This is a genomic window from Streptomyces sp. CC0208 (assembly GCF_003443735.1).
Lineage (GTDB): Bacteria > Actinomycetota > Actinomycetes > Streptomycetales > Streptomycetaceae > Streptomyces > Streptomyces sviceus.
In genome coordinates this window covers 1300574-1315544 of sequence record NZ_CP031969.1, presented here as the reverse complement: position 1 = coordinate 1315544, position 14971 = coordinate 1300574, and the positions used below count along the sequence as shown (strand labels likewise).

Annotated in this window: 13 protein-coding genes; 8 read left to right on the top strand and 5 right to left on the bottom strand. The window is 70.6% G+C overall.

What is annotated here, in order from left to right; genetic code table 11:
• The first annotated feature begins 68 nt into the window (after positions 1-68).
• Complete coding sequence (locus D1369_RS06100) at positions 69-3116, top strand: glycoside hydrolase family 38 C-terminal domain-containing protein (protein WP_118082314.1); 3048 nt, start codon at positions 69-71, stop codon at positions 3114-3116.
• A gap of 3 nt (positions 3117-3119) precedes the next feature.
• Positions 3120-4370 carry an alpha-L-fucosidase gene (locus D1369_RS06095; RefSeq protein ID WP_205574459.1) on the top strand — a complete coding sequence of 417 codons (1251 nt, stop codon included), beginning with the start codon at positions 3120-3122 and terminating at the stop codon, positions 4368-4370.
• 47 nt (positions 4371-4417) lie between these two features.
• Here D1369_RS06095 and D1369_RS06090 read toward each other — a convergent pair whose 3' ends face one another.
• Complete coding sequence (locus tag D1369_RS06090) at positions 4418-6094, bottom strand: carbohydrate binding domain-containing protein (RefSeq protein WP_007386031.1); 1677 nt, start codon at positions 6092-6094, stop codon at positions 4418-4420.
• 181 nt (positions 6095-6275) lie between these two features.
• Positions 6276-7409, bottom strand: a complete 1134-nt coding sequence (locus D1369_RS06085) for an ATP-grasp domain-containing protein (protein WP_007386032.1) — start codon at positions 7407-7409, stop codon at positions 6276-6278.
• A 264-nt stretch (positions 7410-7673) separates the two neighbouring features.
• Here D1369_RS06085 and D1369_RS06080 point away from each other — a divergent pair, with 264 nt between their 5' ends.
• Both D1369_RS06080 and D1369_RS06075 read left to right on the top strand, forming a co-directional pair.
• A complete protein-coding gene (locus D1369_RS06080; RefSeq protein WP_007386033.1) occupies positions 7674-8534 on the top strand; it encodes a metallophosphoesterase in 861 nt (286 codons plus the stop codon).
• Positions 8531-9211 (top strand): 4'-phosphopantetheinyl transferase superfamily protein, encoded by a 681-nt coding sequence (locus tag D1369_RS06075; RefSeq protein WP_007386034.1) that lies wholly within the window; start codon positions 8531-8533, stop codon positions 9209-9211. The genes D1369_RS06080 and D1369_RS06075 overlap by 4 nt, the downstream gene beginning before the upstream one ends.
• A 26-nt stretch (positions 9212-9237) precedes the next feature.
• Here D1369_RS06075 and D1369_RS06070 read toward each other — a convergent pair whose 3' ends face one another.
• Positions 9238-9477 (bottom strand): hypothetical protein, encoded by a 240-nt coding sequence (locus D1369_RS06070; protein ID WP_007386035.1) that lies wholly within the window; start codon positions 9475-9477, stop codon positions 9238-9240.
• Positions 9478-9622: 145 nt separating this feature from the next.
• Between D1369_RS06070 and D1369_RS06065 the strand changes: the two genes are divergently transcribed.
• A protein-coding gene (locus tag D1369_RS06065; RefSeq protein WP_106433498.1) for an IS5 family transposase occupies positions 9623-10431 on the top strand; the annotation gives its coding sequence in 2 pieces (ribosomal slippage) (positions 9623-9970 and positions 9973-10431; 807 coding nt in all).
• A gap of 118 nt (positions 10432-10549) precedes the next feature.
• A complete protein-coding gene (locus D1369_RS06060) occupies positions 10550-11572 on the top strand; it encodes an alpha/beta hydrolase (RefSeq protein ID WP_037902055.1) in 1023 nt (340 codons plus the stop codon).
• A gap of 14 nt (positions 11573-11586) precedes the next feature.
• Here D1369_RS06060 and D1369_RS06055 read toward each other — a convergent pair whose 3' ends face one another.
• Both D1369_RS06055 and D1369_RS06050 read right to left on the bottom strand, forming a co-directional pair.
• The gene (locus D1369_RS06055) at positions 11587-12117 is read right to left on the bottom strand and encodes a hypothetical protein (RefSeq protein ID WP_007386038.1); all 531 of its coding nucleotides are present in this window, start codon (positions 12115-12117) and stop codon (positions 11587-11589) included.
• A 32-nt stretch (positions 12118-12149) separates the two neighbouring features.
• A complete protein-coding gene (locus D1369_RS06050; protein ID WP_007386039.1) occupies positions 12150-12806 on the bottom strand; it encodes a helix-turn-helix transcriptional regulator in 657 nt (218 codons plus the stop codon).
• 224 nt (positions 12807-13030) lie between these two features.
• Here D1369_RS06050 and D1369_RS06045 point away from each other — a divergent pair, with 224 nt between their 5' ends.
• Both D1369_RS06045 and D1369_RS06040 read left to right on the top strand, forming a co-directional pair.
• The gene (locus D1369_RS06045) at positions 13031-13681 is read left to right on the top strand and encodes a hypothetical protein (RefSeq protein ID WP_037902058.1); all 651 of its coding nucleotides are present in this window, start codon (positions 13031-13033) and stop codon (positions 13679-13681) included.
• A 269-nt stretch (positions 13682-13950) separates the two neighbouring features.
• A complete protein-coding gene (locus D1369_RS06040; RefSeq protein WP_007386041.1) occupies positions 13951-14946 on the top strand; it encodes a LacI family DNA-binding transcriptional regulator in 996 nt (331 codons plus the stop codon).
• Positions 14947-14971: the final 25 nt, after the last annotated feature.

Sequence of the window (14971 nt, the reverse complement as noted above, 5' to 3'; positions counted from 1 at the left end):
CTCGCTTTGCAGCCATCACAGCCTCCACAGCCCCACCAGCTCGCCCTCTCCCTCCCTGGAGACCCTTCATGCACGACGAACGCCGCCGCATCGAGGAGCGCGTCCAGCGCGCCCACGACCAGCGCATCAAGCCCGCGATCTACGCGGCCACCGTCCCCTTCGAGGTCGAGGCCTGGCAGGCGCCGGGCGAGCCGGTCTCCTTCGAGGAGGCCGCGGCCGCCCGCTACACACCCTTCGCGATGGACACCCCGTGGGGCCCGCCCTGGGGGACCACCTGGTTCCGGATGCGCGGCCAGGTCCCCGCCGAGTGGGCCGGACGGCGCGTCGAGGCCGTCATCGACCTCGGCTTCGTCGGCGACTGGCCCGGCAACCAGGCCGAGGCCCTGGTCCACCTGGCCGACGGCCGCCCCCTGAAGGCCGTCAACCCCCTCAACCAGTACGTCCCCATCGCCAATCCGGCGAACGGCGGCGAGCAGATCGACTACCTGGTCGAGGCCGCCTCCAACCCGGACATCCTCAAGGACAACTTCTCCAAGGTCACGCCGATGGGCGACAAGCTCACGGCCGGCTCCGCGCCCCTCTACACCTTCCAGCGCGCCGACCTCGCCGTCCTCGACGAGGAGGTCTTCCACCTCGACCTGGACCTCCAGGTGCTGCGCGAGCTCATGGTGCACCTCGCCGAGCACGAGCCCCGCCGCCACGAGATCCTGCACGCCCTGGACCGGGCCATGGACGCCCTCGACCTGGACGACGTCTCCGGCAGCGCGGCCGCCGTCCGCGAGGTCCTCGCACCGGTGCTGGCCAGGCCCGCCCACGCGAGCGCCCACACGATCTCCGGTGTCGGCCACGCGCACATCGACTCCGCGTGGCTGTGGCCCATCCGCGAGACCAAGCGCAAGACGTCCCGCACCTTCTCCAACGTCACCGCGCTCGCCGACGAGTACGACGACTTCATCTTCGCCTGCTCCCAGGCCCAGCAGTACGAGTGGGTGCGCGACAACTACCCGCACGTGTGGGCCCGCATCCAGGAGTCCGTGAAGAAGGGCCAGTGGGCCCCGGTCGGCGGCATGTGGGTCGAGGCCGACGGCAACCTGCCCGGCGGCGAGGCCATCGCCCGCCAGCTCGTCCACGGCAAGCGGTTCTTCATCGAGCACTTCGGCGTCGAGACCAAGGGCGTCTGGCTGCCCGACTCCTTCGGCTACACCGCCGCCTACCCGCAGCTGGCCAAGCTCGCCGGCAACGACTGGTTCCTCACCCAGAAGATCTCCTGGAACCAGACCAACAAGTTCCCCCACCACACCTTCTGGTGGGAGGGCATCGACGGCACCCGCATCTTCACGCACTTCCCGCCGGTCGACACCTACAACGCCCGCTTCAGCGGCGAGGAGATGGACCGCGCGGTCCGCAACTACAACGAGAAGGGCGGCGGCACCCGCTCCCTGGCCCCCTTCGGCTGGGGTGACGGCGGTGGCGGCCCCACCCGCGAGATCATGGAGCGGGCCCGGCGCCTCGCCGACCTGGAGGGCTCGCCCAAGGTCGTCGTCGAGCACCCCGACGAGTTCTTCGCCAAGGCCCGCGAGGAGTACCCGGACGCCCCGGTCTGGGTCGGCGAGCTCTACCTGGAGCTGCACCGCGCCACCTACACCTCCCAGGCCCGCACCAAGCAGGGCAACCGCCGCTCCGAGCACAAGCTGCGCGAGGCCGAGCTGTGGGCGACGACGGCCGCGCTGCACGCGCCGGGCTACTCCTACCCGTACGAGAAGCTGGACCGGCTGTGGAAGACGGTGCTGCTCCACCAGTTCCACGACATCCTGCCGGGCTCCTCGATCGCCTGGGTGCACCGCGAGGCCGAGGCCGAATACGCCCGCGTGGCCGAGGAGTTGGAGGCACTGACCGCGGAGGCGGTGGCCGCGCTGGGCGCCGGTGGCACCCGGGTCTTCAACACCAGCCCCTTCGACCGGGCCGAGGTGGTCCGCACGACCGAGGGCGCTCTGGCGTACGTCGAGGTGCCCGCGAGCGGCAGCGCGCCGCTGGCGGACGCGGAGCCCACCCGGTCCGTGAAGGCCGAGGGCCGGGTCCTCGACAACGGCCTGGTACGCGTGGAGGTGGCCGAGGACGGCACCCTGTCGTCCGTGTACGACCTGCGTGCCCAGCGCGAAGTCCTGGGCGACAAGGGCAACCTGCTCCGCCTGCACACCGACCTCCCCAACTACTGGGACGCCTGGGACATCGACAAGCACTACAACAACCGCTACACGGATCTGCTGGAGCCCACCTCGGTCGAGCTCGTCTCCGAGGACCCGCTGCTCGGCGCGATCCGCGTGACCCGGTCCTTCGGCAAGGGCTCGACGATCACCCAGACCATCACCCTGCGCGCCGACAGCCCCCGGATCGACTTCGAGACCGACATCGACTGGCACGAGGCGGAGAAGATCCTCAAGGCCGCCTTCCCGGTGGACGTCAGGGCCGCGCACTCCTCCGCGGAGATCCAGTTCGGCCACATCCAGCGGCCCACGCACACCAACACCAGCTGGGAGGCGGCCCGTTTCGAGGTCTCCGGCCACCGCTGGGTGCACGTCGGCGAACCGGGCTACGGCGTCGCCGTGCTGAACGACTCCACCTACGGCCACGACGTCTCCCGCACGGTCCGCGAGGACGGCGGTACGACGACCACGGTCCGGCTCAGCCTGGTCCGTGCCCCGCGCATCCCGGACCCGGAGGCCGACCAGGGCAGGCACCGCTTCACCTACTCGCTGCTGCCCGGCGCGAGCATCCAGGACACCGTCGCCGAGGGCTACTCCCTCAACCTCCCGCTCCGGGTGGCGGACGCGTCCGGCGCTGCCGAGCCGGTCGTCTCGGTCGACGGCGAGGGTGTGACCGTCGAGGCGGTCAAGCTCGCCGACGACGGCTCCGGTGACGTCGTGGTCCGTCTCTACGAGTCGGGCGGCGGCCGCGCCCAGGGCGTCCTGCGCACCGGCTTCCCGCTGGCCGGCGCCCAAGTCACCGACCTGCTGGAGCGCCCGCTGGAGGACGAGACGGCAGAGGTCGCCGACGGCGGGGTCGCGGTCTCGCTGCGGCCCTTCCAGGTTCTGACGCTCCGGTTGCGGAGGGGCTGACCCGTGCCGATGCAACCCTGGTTCACCGACGCCAAGTTGGGGATCTTCATCCACTGGGGCATCTACGCGGTCGACGGCGTCCAGGAGTCCTGGTCGTTCTACGACGACATCGTCCCGCACGACCGGTACATGTCCCAGCTGGAGCGCTTCACCGGCGCCCGGTACGACCCGCGTGCCTGGGCCGACCTGTTCGCCCGGGCAGGCGCGAAGTACGCCGTCCTGACGAGCCGTCACCACGACGGAGTGGCCCTGTGGGACACGGAGTTCGGCGACCTCAACCTCGGCAGGGACTACCTCGGCCCCTACGCCGAGGCCCTGCGGGAGAAGGGCCTGAAGGTCGGCCTCTACTACTCGCACTCCGACTGGAACCACCCCGACTACGCCTCCACGCGCAAGCCGGGCCGCCCGCCGGAGCAGGAGGACAACCGCTACTCCGAGGTCGCCGCCGAGGACGAGGACCTGGCGGCCTGGGAGCGGTTCATCGCCTACCGGGACGGCCAGATCCGTGAGCTCGCCTCCCGCTACCGGCCCGACCTGCTGTGGTTCGACGGCGAGTGGGAACGCAGCGAGGAGCAGTGGCGCATCCCCGAACTCGCCGCGCTCGTACGGTCGTACGTGCCGGACGTCGTCTTCAACGCGCGCATGCTCAGTGAGGGCGACTACGCCACCCCCGAGCAGGGTGCTCCCATCGAACCGCCCGACGGCCCCTGGGAGTTGTGCCTGACGATCAACGACTCGTGGGGCTACCAGCACCAGGACCACAACCACAAGTCCCTTGCCCAGCTGATCCGCTACTTCACCGAGACCATCGGCGGGGGCGGCAACCTGTTGCTGGACGTCGGCCCGAGGGAGGACGGCACCATCCCCGAGCCCCAGGTCGAGCGCCTGGAGGGTCTGGGGGAGTGGATCCGCAAGCACGCCGAGGCCGTGTACGGGACTGTGCGCGGGCTGCCCGCCGGGCACCACTACGGACCGAGCACCCTGTCGGCGGACGGCAGGACGCTCTACCTGGTGCTCTTCGACGCGCCGCGCGCCGAAGTGGGCCTGCGCGGCCTGGTCACCCCGGTCCGCAAGGTGACCGTGCTCGGCACCGGCACGGAGCTCGGGCACCGGATGGTGGGCGGACTCCACGACGCCGTGGGCATCGTGTGGATCGACCCGCCGGCCGCGGCGGACCTCGACCCGTACGCCACGGTCCTCAAGGTCGAACTGGACGGGGAGCTGGAGCTGTACCGGGGTTCCGGTCGGTTCTGACGACGGGGCGGTGCCTGCCGGTTGAGGGACCGGCAGGCACCGCTCGTTCAGCCGGTGAAGCCGGCCGTGATCGACGTGAACTGCCAGTTGCTCTGGCTGATGCCGGAGCAGTTGCTCACGACCCCGCCACCCGGGCACGGCCGGTCCCGGTTGACCGACCAGAAGGCGAGCCGGGCGAGGTGACGCGAGTTCGCCCAGTCGCGGATCTGGGTCCAGATCGCCGGGGTCGTGTTCTCCTGCTGGTCGGAGAGCCCGTTCATGCCGGAGATGCCGATGTGTGAGTACGCGGTGGCGTCGTCCCAGCCGAAGGTGGACTTCAGCTTGGCCTTCAGCCCCTCCGTGGCGTTCACGGTGCTGCCGTACATGTCGGAGCCGCCGCCGAAGTCGAACGGCATGATGGTGAAGACGTCGATGTTGGCGCCCAGCGACTGCGCCTGCTCGATGAGCCGGTTGCCGTAGTAGGTCGGGCCGGTGGTCGTGGTGCCGAAGGTGACGATGGTCTTCAGGCCGGGGTTGTTGGCCTTGACCGTCTTCAGCGCGGTCAGGATCCTCGCCTGGACGGCCTCGTTCTCGAACTCGTCGCTGTTCTCGATGTCCATGTCGATCGCCTTGAGCGAGTAGGCGTCGATCACCTTCTGGAGGGCGGCCGCGAGCGCGCTCGCCGAGGAGCAGTTGGCGCCGAGCTTGCTGCCCTGCCAGCCGCCGAAGGAGGGCACGATGTCACCGCCGGCGGCCCGGATCTGGTTGATGGCACTCTGGTCGACACCGCCGGTCAGCGGCCGGCTGCCGTCCCAGGCGGGATTGCAGCCACCGGAGTCCAGCACGAACGCCATCGTGAACCACTTGACGCCGGTCGCGCTCATCACCGTGCTCGGGCTCGGCGGATCGCCCCAGCCCTCGTACAGATACGGCGCGGCCTGCTTGAAGCCGGTGGGGTTCCCGCTGCCCGCGTCGGTCGTCACGCTCACGGAGTTGGACGCCCCGGAGGTGTTCCCGGCCGCGTCGCGCGCCTTCACGGTGAAGGTGTACGACGTGCTGGGCGAGAGCCCGCTGACGGTGGCGGAGGTACCGGAGACGGTGAGGACCTTGTTGGAGCCGCTGTAGACGTCGTACCCCGTGACCCCCACGTTGTCCGTCGAGGCGTTCCACTTCAGCGACACGCTCGACGACGTCTTGCCCGTGGACGCCAGCCCGGTCGGCGTGCTCGGCGCCTGGGTGTCCGAGCCCCCGCCTCCGGGCCCGTCGAGGCTGATGTCGTCGGCGTAGTAGGTGCCCTGGGCGTACCAGCCGTGGACGTAGACGGTGGCGCTGGTCTGCGAGGCGCCGGTGGTGAAGGAGACGGACAGCTGGCTGTACGCCGACGGCGACGTCGTCCAGGTGGAGGCCCCGCCGTTCACGCCGAGGTAGACGTAGGAGCCGCGCACCCAGCCGCTGAGGCTGTAGGTGGTGTTCGGCTGCACGGAGACGGTCTGGCTGCACTGCGCGTTGTCGCTCGAACTCACCGCCCCGGCTAGGGCTTTGGAGCCGCCGTGGACGGGCGAGGAGACGACCGAACCGAGGTTGCCGGTGCAGGTCCAGGGGGAGAGGCTGCCGGACTCGAAGCCGGGGTTGGTCAGGACGTTGGCCGCCTGAGCCGTGCCGGGGAGGGCGACGGCTCCGGCCAGCGCGAGAGCGGCGGTGCCGAGTAGAGCGAGGACTCTGGAACGTCTGAGTGGGTTGCGCACGCGATCTCCCTGAAGAAATGGGGGTGTTCGGGAGTGCAGAGAGGTGGTGCAGGGGGTGCGCAACCAAGTTGGTATGGACCAATCGGCCTGTCAAGATGAGCGGCAGGATTGGTCCATACCGGTGGGGGTGAGGTGTCCAGGGGCGCGATCAACCACGACGGTTCCGCACCCGGCAGGCAACCTAAAGCGGCAGCACCTGCCCCGCTGCCTCGACGACAACCGCCTCGGCGGCCGCAGGCGCCGGCACGGCGGGCAACGGTTCCGGTACCTCGGCCCGCTGAGCCGGAATCGACACCGGCCGCAACTGCCTCGGCCCCGACACCACCGTGTAGTCCTGTCCCAGGAACGGCGGCTCGATCACCCCGGTGTCCTCACCCAGCGCCAACTGCACAGCGGCCCAGGGCACGTTGACCCCGCACAACGACAGCTGGTGCAGACCGCCCGCCGGACGCGTGTTCACGTCCATCAGCACCGGCCGGTCGCCCAGCATCCGGAACTGGATGTTGGACAGGTAGTGCAGCCCGAACCCCTCCGCGATCAGCCGCGCCGGCTCCAGCCACTGCTCGTGCTGCGTGAACCCGCGACGCCGTCCGTTCTTGGTGCGGCCGATCGCGAGCCGCACCCGGTTGTCGGGTCCGGTGAGCGTGTCCACCGAGACCTCCGGCTGCTCCAGGCGCGGCATGACCAGCCAGTCCACCGGCTCGTCGGCCTGTGAGAGGGCCTCGACGACCGTGTCGAGCGAGACGTAGGGGCTGGGGAACCCGTTGAGCTGCGCGAGCGAGAAGGGTGCGCGTGTGATCATCCGGAAGCCCACCCCGCCCGCACCGGACGCGGGCTTGAAGCAGGCCTTGTGGCCGTCGGCCTCCAGCTCCTCGACGGCCGCGACCAGCTCGTCCGCGGTCCGCACCCGCCACCACGGCGGCACCGGCACACCGACCGCCTTGACCGCCTCATAGGCGATCACCTTGTCGTGGAAGACGGCGACGGCCTCCGGCGGCGGCGCGAGCAGCGCCGTTCCGAGCGCGGCGAAGTCGGCGCGGTGGGCGACGATCGCCGCCTGGTGCAGCCGGGGCACGAACACGTCGATGCCCCGCTTCTGGCACTGGTCGAGGGCGAACTCGACGTAGGCGGCTGGGGACAGCCCCTCCGGCTCCAGCTCGGCGGTGTCGGCGGCGGCCAGCACGGGCGAGTCGGCGTCACCGTGCGTCGCATGGATCTCGACGGCTCTGTCGCTGGGATTTCGCCGCAGCTGATCCATGAAGAACACGTTCTCCGCGTACGTGCGGTTGAGCCAGACGCGTACGCGAGAGTGCATTCAGGCCGCCTTTCGGGGTTTTCGGGCAGGGCGAAGCGGGCCCGTGCCCGGGCAGGGTGATTGGAGGGACACCAAACCGCCCTTGCGAAGGGAAGTTCACTGCGGTGGTGTTGGGGCGATCATACGGCTTTCAATGGGCCACGCGTGCAACGCCCGTGTTACGGAATTTCCGATCATGGAACTCCGTCGCCCCGGGCCACTCTTGTACCAGGCAAACTAATGTGATCTCGTGGTCCCAACTGAGGTGCTCGGAGGGGGCGAGAGGTGACGTCTACGGCCGGTGGGACGGCACAGCTTCTGGCCGTCAGCGACCTGCACATCGGCTATCCGGAGAACCGCTCGCTCGTCGAGCGGATGCGCCCCGGCACCGACGAGGACTGGCTCCTGGTGGCCGGTGACGTCGCCGAGACCGTCGCCGACGTCCACTGGGCCCTCGAGACCCTCGCCGGCCGCTTCCGCCAGGTCGTCTGGGCCCCCGGCAACCACGAACTGTGGACCCACCCGAAGGACACCGTCACCCTGCGCGGGGTCGCCCGCTACGAGCACCTCGTCGAGATGTGCCGGGAGCTCGGCGTGCTCACCCCGGAGGACCCCTACCCGATCTGGGACGGCCCCGGCGGCCCCGTCGCCGTCGCCCCGCTGTTCCTGCTGTACGACTACTCCTTCCTGCCCGCCGGCTGCGCCACCAAGGAGCAGGGCCTGGAGTACGCGCACGGCACCGGCATCGTCTGCAACGACGAGTTCCTGCTGCACCCCGACCCCTATCCGTCCCGCGAGGCCTGGTGCCGGGCCCGGGTCGCCGAGACCGAGCGCAGACTCGCCGCGCTCCCCGACGACCTGCCCACCGTGCTGGTCAACCACTACCCGCTGGACCGGCACCCCATGGACGTCCTGTGGTACCCCGAGTTCGCCATGTGGTGCGGCACCGCGCTGACCGCCGACTGGCACCGCAGGTTCCGCGTCGAGACCATGGTCTACGGCCATCTGCACATCCCGCGGACCACCTGGCACGAGGGTGTCCGCTTCGAGGAGGTGTCGGTGGGTTATCCGCGGGAGTGGCGCAAGCGGACGGAGCCGCCCGGCCGGCTGCGCCGGATCGTGCCCAGGGAGGTCGGCGCGCTGTGATCGAGGAACTCCTGCCGGACTCGGTGGTGGCGGTCGAGGTCCACGGCCACGACGAGCCGGGGAACACCGCGCTGTACCCCGAGGAGGCCGCGCTCGTCGCGCTCGCCGTCCCCAAACGCCGCCACGAGTTCGCCGTCGTGCGGGCCTGCGCCCGCCGGGCGATGGAGAAGCTCGGTGTGCCGCCGCAGCCGGTCCTGTCCGGAGAACGCGGCGCCCCGCGGTGGCCGGCCGGACTCACCGGCAGCATGACCCACTGCGACGGCTACTGCGCCGCCGCCCTGGTCCGCTCCGCCGACCTGGCCTCCCTCGGGATCGACGCCGAACCCCACGGGCCACTCCCGGAGGGCGTGCTGGAGAGCGTCTCGCTGCCGGGGGAGCGGGTCAGGCTGCGGGAACTCGCCAGAACGTATCCCGACGTCCACTGGGACCGGCTGCTGTTCAGCGCCAAGGAGTCCGTCTACAAGGCGTGGTTCCCGCTCACCGGGACGTGGCTGGACTTCTCCGAGGCCGACATCGACATCCTGGTCGCCCCCGGACGGCCCGTCAGCGGCACGCTGCGCGCCGAACTCCTCGTCCCCGGCCCGCTGGTGGGCGGCGAGCGGCGCGGCGTCCTCGAGGGCCGCTGGACGGTCCGGGACGGCCTGGTGGCCACCTCGGTGACCGTGCCGCACGCCTGAACGCGCGGCACGACCCCTCGACTCCGCTAGAACTCCGGCGGACACCAGCTGTGCAGCAACCCGAAGAACGCCTCCTCGTTGCCCGCGAGCCCCGCCTCCGCCAGGGCCTGCTCGGCCTCGGCGAGGACCGCCGGCGGGACGACCGGTGGCCGGGCGGTGTCGGGCGGGCCGTCCGCGGTGTCGAAGGCGGCTCGGACCGTGTGCAGCAGCCGCAGATACGCCTGGACGGCGGTGCGCTCACGGTCGGTCAGTACGGCGGTGGGCATCGGCGGCTCTCCCCAAGTCGTTGCCGGTCATACGGGTGTGCGTCTCCAGCTTGCCGCCCACCACTGACAATCCGGCTTCCGCGCCGGTTCGTTCGCCCGCTTAGACGTCATTTCAGTTGGTGTGATCTTGCGGCAGTCTGAGGTGATGACTGCTGCGCTTGTCGAACGGTTGGCGCCGGAGGACCTGTGGGAGTTGTTCCAGCGGGTGGTCCCGCCGGCCCCGGAACGCCCGCAGGGTGGAGGGCATCGGCGGCGAGGGGACCGTGAAGTGCTGGCCGCGATCATCTTCGTGGCCACCTCGGGCTGCACCTGGAACCAACTGCCGCCGGGCTTCGGCCTGTCGGGCGTGACCGCCTTTCGCCGGTTCACCGAGTGGACCGAGGCCAGGGTGTGGGCCAAGCTCCACCGGCTGGTCCTGGACGAACTTGGTTCCCGCGGCGGACTGGACTGGTCGCGGTGCGCGATCGACTCCGTCAGCGTCCGGGCCCTCAAAGGGGGCAGCTGACGGGACCGAATCCGACCGACCGCGGCAAGAAGGGTTCGAAAATCCACCTGATCGTGGACCGCCGTGGTCTGCCTCTGTCGATCGGCATCTCCGCGGCGAACCTCCACGACAGCCAGGCACTGATACCGCTGGTCCGCGGCATCCCGCCGATCCGTTCACGTCGCGGTCCCCGCCGCCGACGGCCCGGCAAGCTGCACGGGGACAAGGGCTACGACTACCGCCACCTGCGACGATGGCTGGCGTCCCGTGGCATCCGGCACCGCCTGGCCCGTAAAGGCATCGAGTCATCCCAACGCCTGGGCCGGCACCGCTGGGTCGTGGAGCGGACCGTGTCCTGGCTGTCCGGCTGCCGACGCCTGCACCGCCGCTACGAGCGCAAGCCTGAACACTTCCTCGCCTTCACCGCCATCGCCGCGACACTCATATGTCACCGCCGACTCACCAACTGAAATGACCTCTTAGCGGAGGCGAAACCTCACCGAAATCACCGTGCGGAAAGCAGCCCTACGCTGGGAGGAAGGGCTTGCTGCCGTGGCGCGGCGGCCAGGAACAGGGGAGGGTGAGCACGTGGTCGACGACCCGCTCCGGCGCCCGGTGCGCGCGGTCCGGCTGCGCTCGGTGGGCGACGCGGAACTCGCGTTGCAGTACCGCGTCGTGCACGGCTACCGCCGGGCCTTCCGCAGGGCGGGCGAGGGGCCGCCGCTCGTCCTCATCCACGGCATCGGCGACTCCTCGGCGACCTGGGCCGAACTGATCCCCGATCTTGCCCGCACCCACACCGTGATCGCCCCCGACCTGCTCGGCCACGGCGACTCCGACAAGCCGCGCGCCGACTACTCGGTGGCCGCGTACGCCAACGGCGTCCGAGATCTGCTCACCACGCTCGGCATCGAGTCGGCCACCCTGGTCGGGCACTCGCTGGGCGGGGGAGTGGCCATGCAGTTCGCCTACCAGTTCCCGGAGCGCACCGAGCGGCTCATCCTGGTCAGCGCGGGCGGGGTGGGCCGTGAGGTCAATCCGGTGCTGCGGCTGGTCTCCCTGCCCGGCGCCCACCTGATGCTGTCCTCGCTGCGGCTGCCCGGGATGCGGCTCCAGGTCGGTCTCGCCGTGCGTCTGATGAAGCTCCTGGACACCGATCTCGGTCAGGACGCCCCGGACCTGCTGAACCTCGTCGACGCCCTGCCCGACGAGACCGCCCGCAACGCCTTCATCCGCACCCTGCGCGCGGTCGTCGACTGGCGCGGCCAGGTCGTCACCATGCTCGACCGCTGCTATCTCACCGAGGGCATGCCGACCATGCTGCTGTGGGGCGACCGGGACAGCGTGGTGCCCGTGCAGCACGCCTTCGGGGCGCACGAGGCGATGCCCGGCAGCCGTCTGGAGATCTTCGAGGGCGCGGGCCACTTCCCCTTCCACACCGACCCGGCCCGGTTCGTCTCCCTGGTCGAGGAGTTCACGGCCACCACGGCCCCGGCGGACTGGAGCCGGGAGCACTGGCGGGAGCTGTTGCGGGACGGCAGCCCCGGGAGCGCGTGGGCACCCGGCGGGGAGCAGGAGCTGAGGGAGGCCAGCGAGCGCAGTGCGACCTGACACTCGGTGAACCCTCAGCCCTGCGGTCCCAGATACCCCAGGGAGGCCTCGATCCGCCCCGCCAGCCGGTCCCGCTGCACCGGCCCGCGCAGCGGTGAACCCGCGAGCCAGGTACGGCACTTGCTCGCCAGCAGGAGGCCGAAGCTCTCCGCCTCCTGCTCCTCGTCGAGGTCGAAGCTGCTGCGGGCGGCGACCTTGCGCACGGTGGCCTGGAGATCGGCGTCGTCGTGGAGGAGGCGGGCGGCGACCGCGGCGCCCTCGACGTGGTGGGAGCAGTGGCCGGCGTTCATGTGCCACAGCTCGTGGCCGAGGATGACCAACTGGTGGTCGGGGGCGGTGCGTTCCTCGATCACGACGAGGTCCTGGTCGGCCATGTCGAGCCACAGTCCGCTGGCCGTGCCGGGCGGGAAGGGCGCCGTACGGAAGTGGACCGGGCGGCCCCGGCGTCTGCTCATCGCGTCGCACAGGGCGCCGTAGAGGTCCTCGGGGCGTGCCGGGGTGTCGAGTTCCAGCTCCGCCACCAACTCGCCGCTCAGGCGGCGCATGTGCTTACCGATGCCCACAGTTGTCTCCCGGATCAGGACTCGGGCCGCTTGACGCTCTCCAGGAGCATGTCCAGCCACTCGGCGACCTTGTCACGGTGCTGGTCGGTGGGCAGCTGCGCGGCCCGCCAGGCGATCCCGCGCACACCGTGGTCCTGCAGCAGCCGCTCCAGCGGGTCGCGGGCGGCCGCCGCGGCCTCCCGCTCCCGGTCGGCGAGCTTGTGCAGGAGCTCCTGCTCGGTGTGCTGCAACGCACCCGCGAGCGCCTCGGGGTCCTCGGCCGTGAGGAAGCCGGCGTGCACGCGGAAGAACCGCTGGATGGCGTCGCAGTGCTCCATGGTGGGGCGCCGGTCGCCGTTGATCAGGGCGCCCGCCTGCTGCCGGGACATGCCCGCCCCGTCGGCGATCTCCTGCTGGGTGTACTTGCGCCCGTTGGGCTTGAGCCGGGTGCGGCGCAGCAGGTCGAGCCGCTGCAGGAACCGCGCCTGGACGTCCGGTTCACCCGCCGGGCGCCCGCTCAGCAGGGCCTTGACCACGGGTTCGGGGACGCCGGAGGCGACGGACAGCCGACCGGTGTCGAAGACCTGCGCGTGCGGCACGCCGAGCCGGTCGGCGAGTGCGGTGACGCGGGCGACGACGGCCGTCAGTACGACCGTTGCCGCGTCGTCCGGGCTCTCGAAGCCATCCGACACCGACAGATCTCCTACGTCTCTCACCCGACTTCTCACAGGCGGTCGCCGTGAACTTCCCGGAGAGTAGCCCGTTGTTCGAACTCACATCCAGGTCTCGCCACAACTGTGGCCAATTTCAGCCGTCAACCGCCATGGAATGCCACGATAGTTGACACCACTTGCCCCGGGGAAGCAGGATCAAGGCGCCGCGTGAAGGCCGCATAGGCAAGAGGGGTGACCTCCCGATGGCATATCAGGCAGGTGGGCAGCGGTCGGAACTGCGGCCCGTCCCCGAGGGGCTCGAAGCCCAGGCGTATCTTCAGGACTACGCCACGCTCCTGGAAGCCGTCCCCTTCCCGTCCGTCGTCCTCGACCACCGCTGGGACGTCGTTCTCGCCAACACCGCTTTCGCGTCACTTTTCCGTGCCGTGGGTCCGCATCCGACGGCCATGCCCGGTGACAACTTCCTGCGCTTCGTCCTCTTCCATCCCGACGCGAGCAGCGTTCTCGGTGAGCACGAGTCGCGCTGGTGTCTGCCGATGCTCGCGCACTTCGCGGCCGCGGTGGAGCGGCACGGCCACGACCACGGCCTCCAGGCGATCCGCCGGGACATCGCCCAGGACCCGATCATGGACGCCGCCTACCGGCACGGCCTGCCGCACTGGATCCGCGCGGTCGGGGAACAGGCCGTGGAGCACGACGGCTCCGTACGCCCGCTCGTCCACCCCGATCCGCGCTGGGGAGCCACCGACTGCCGGATCGTCGACGAGACCCCGCGCACTCTGCGCGACCTCGGCTACACCCGTCTGACGCTGGTGCTCCGGCCGGCTCCCACCAGGCGCCGTCCGCGGCGCGCGGCGGCCCATCTCACGGTGGTGCCCACCCCCGAGGCCTGACGGGCACCGTCGGCGTTCAGGTCGTCGACGGCGCCTCGTCAGTAGTGTTCGGTCGCCGTGGAGCAAGGATTGTTCCGCGGGGCCGCCTGTTTCGGCTCACTCCGTCACCACCAGCACTCCGTCGCCAACGCCCCGGCGAAGTCCGGGCCCTTGTCGAGGGAGCCGATCAGATGCATCGGCACGACGGCCGCTCGAAGTGTCGCAACCCCTCCGTGGCGGATGACGCGATTACGCAAGCGGCTTGCGTTTCTTGCGCTATTCTTGCGTTCATGACGCGACGACTTGCCGAGGTTGCCAAGAAGGTCGGGGTCAGTGAGGCCACGGTCAGCCGGGTGCTCAACGGCAAGCCGGGGGTCTCCGAGGGCACCCGGCAGGCGGTGCTGTCCGCGCTGGACGTGCTCGGGTATGAGCGGCCCACGCAGCTGCGCGGGGAGCGGGCGCGGCTCGTGGGACTCGTGCTGCCTGAGCTCCAGAACCCGATCTTCCCGGCGTTCGCCGAGGTCATCGGCGGGGCGCTGGCCCAGCTCGGACTGACGCCGGTGCTGTGCACGCAGACCAGGGGCGGGGTGTCCGAGGCCGACTACGTGGATCTTCTGCTCCAGCAGCAGGTCTCCGGTGTCGTGTTCGCCGGCGGGCTCTACGCCCAGGCGGACGCGCCGCACGACCACTACCGGCGGCTCGCCGACCGCAACATCCCGGTGGTGCTGGTCAACGCGTCCATCGACGACCTCGGATTCCCGGGCGTGTCCTGCGACGACGCGGTGGCTGTCGAGCAGGCCTGGCGGCACCTCTCCTCCCTGGGACACGAGCGGATCGGGCTCGTGCTGGGCCCCGCCGACCACGTGCCCTCGGCGCGCAAGCTGGCCGCCGCGCAGGGGCTGGGCGAGCTGCCCGACGAGCGGGTCGCGCGGGCCATGTTCTCCATCGAGGGCGGCCACGCGGCGGCCGCCCGGCTCATCGACCGCGGGGTCACCGGCTTCATCTGCGCCAGCGACCCCCTCGCGCTCGGTGCCGTCCGGGCCGCCCGCCGCAAGGGGCTCGACGTGCCGGGCCAGGTGTCGGTCGTCGGCTACGACGACTCCGCGCTGATGAACTGCACCGAGCCCCCGCTGACCACCGTCCGCCAGCCCATCGAGGCCATGGGCCGAGCCGCCGTGGAACTGCTGAACGCGCAGGTCGGCGGCAGTGCCGTACCGCCCGAGGAACTGCTCTTCGAACCCGAGCTGGTGGTCCGGGGGTCCACCGCGCAAGCCCCTCGCGGCTGAGATCCACTCCTCTGTCCTCGGTCTG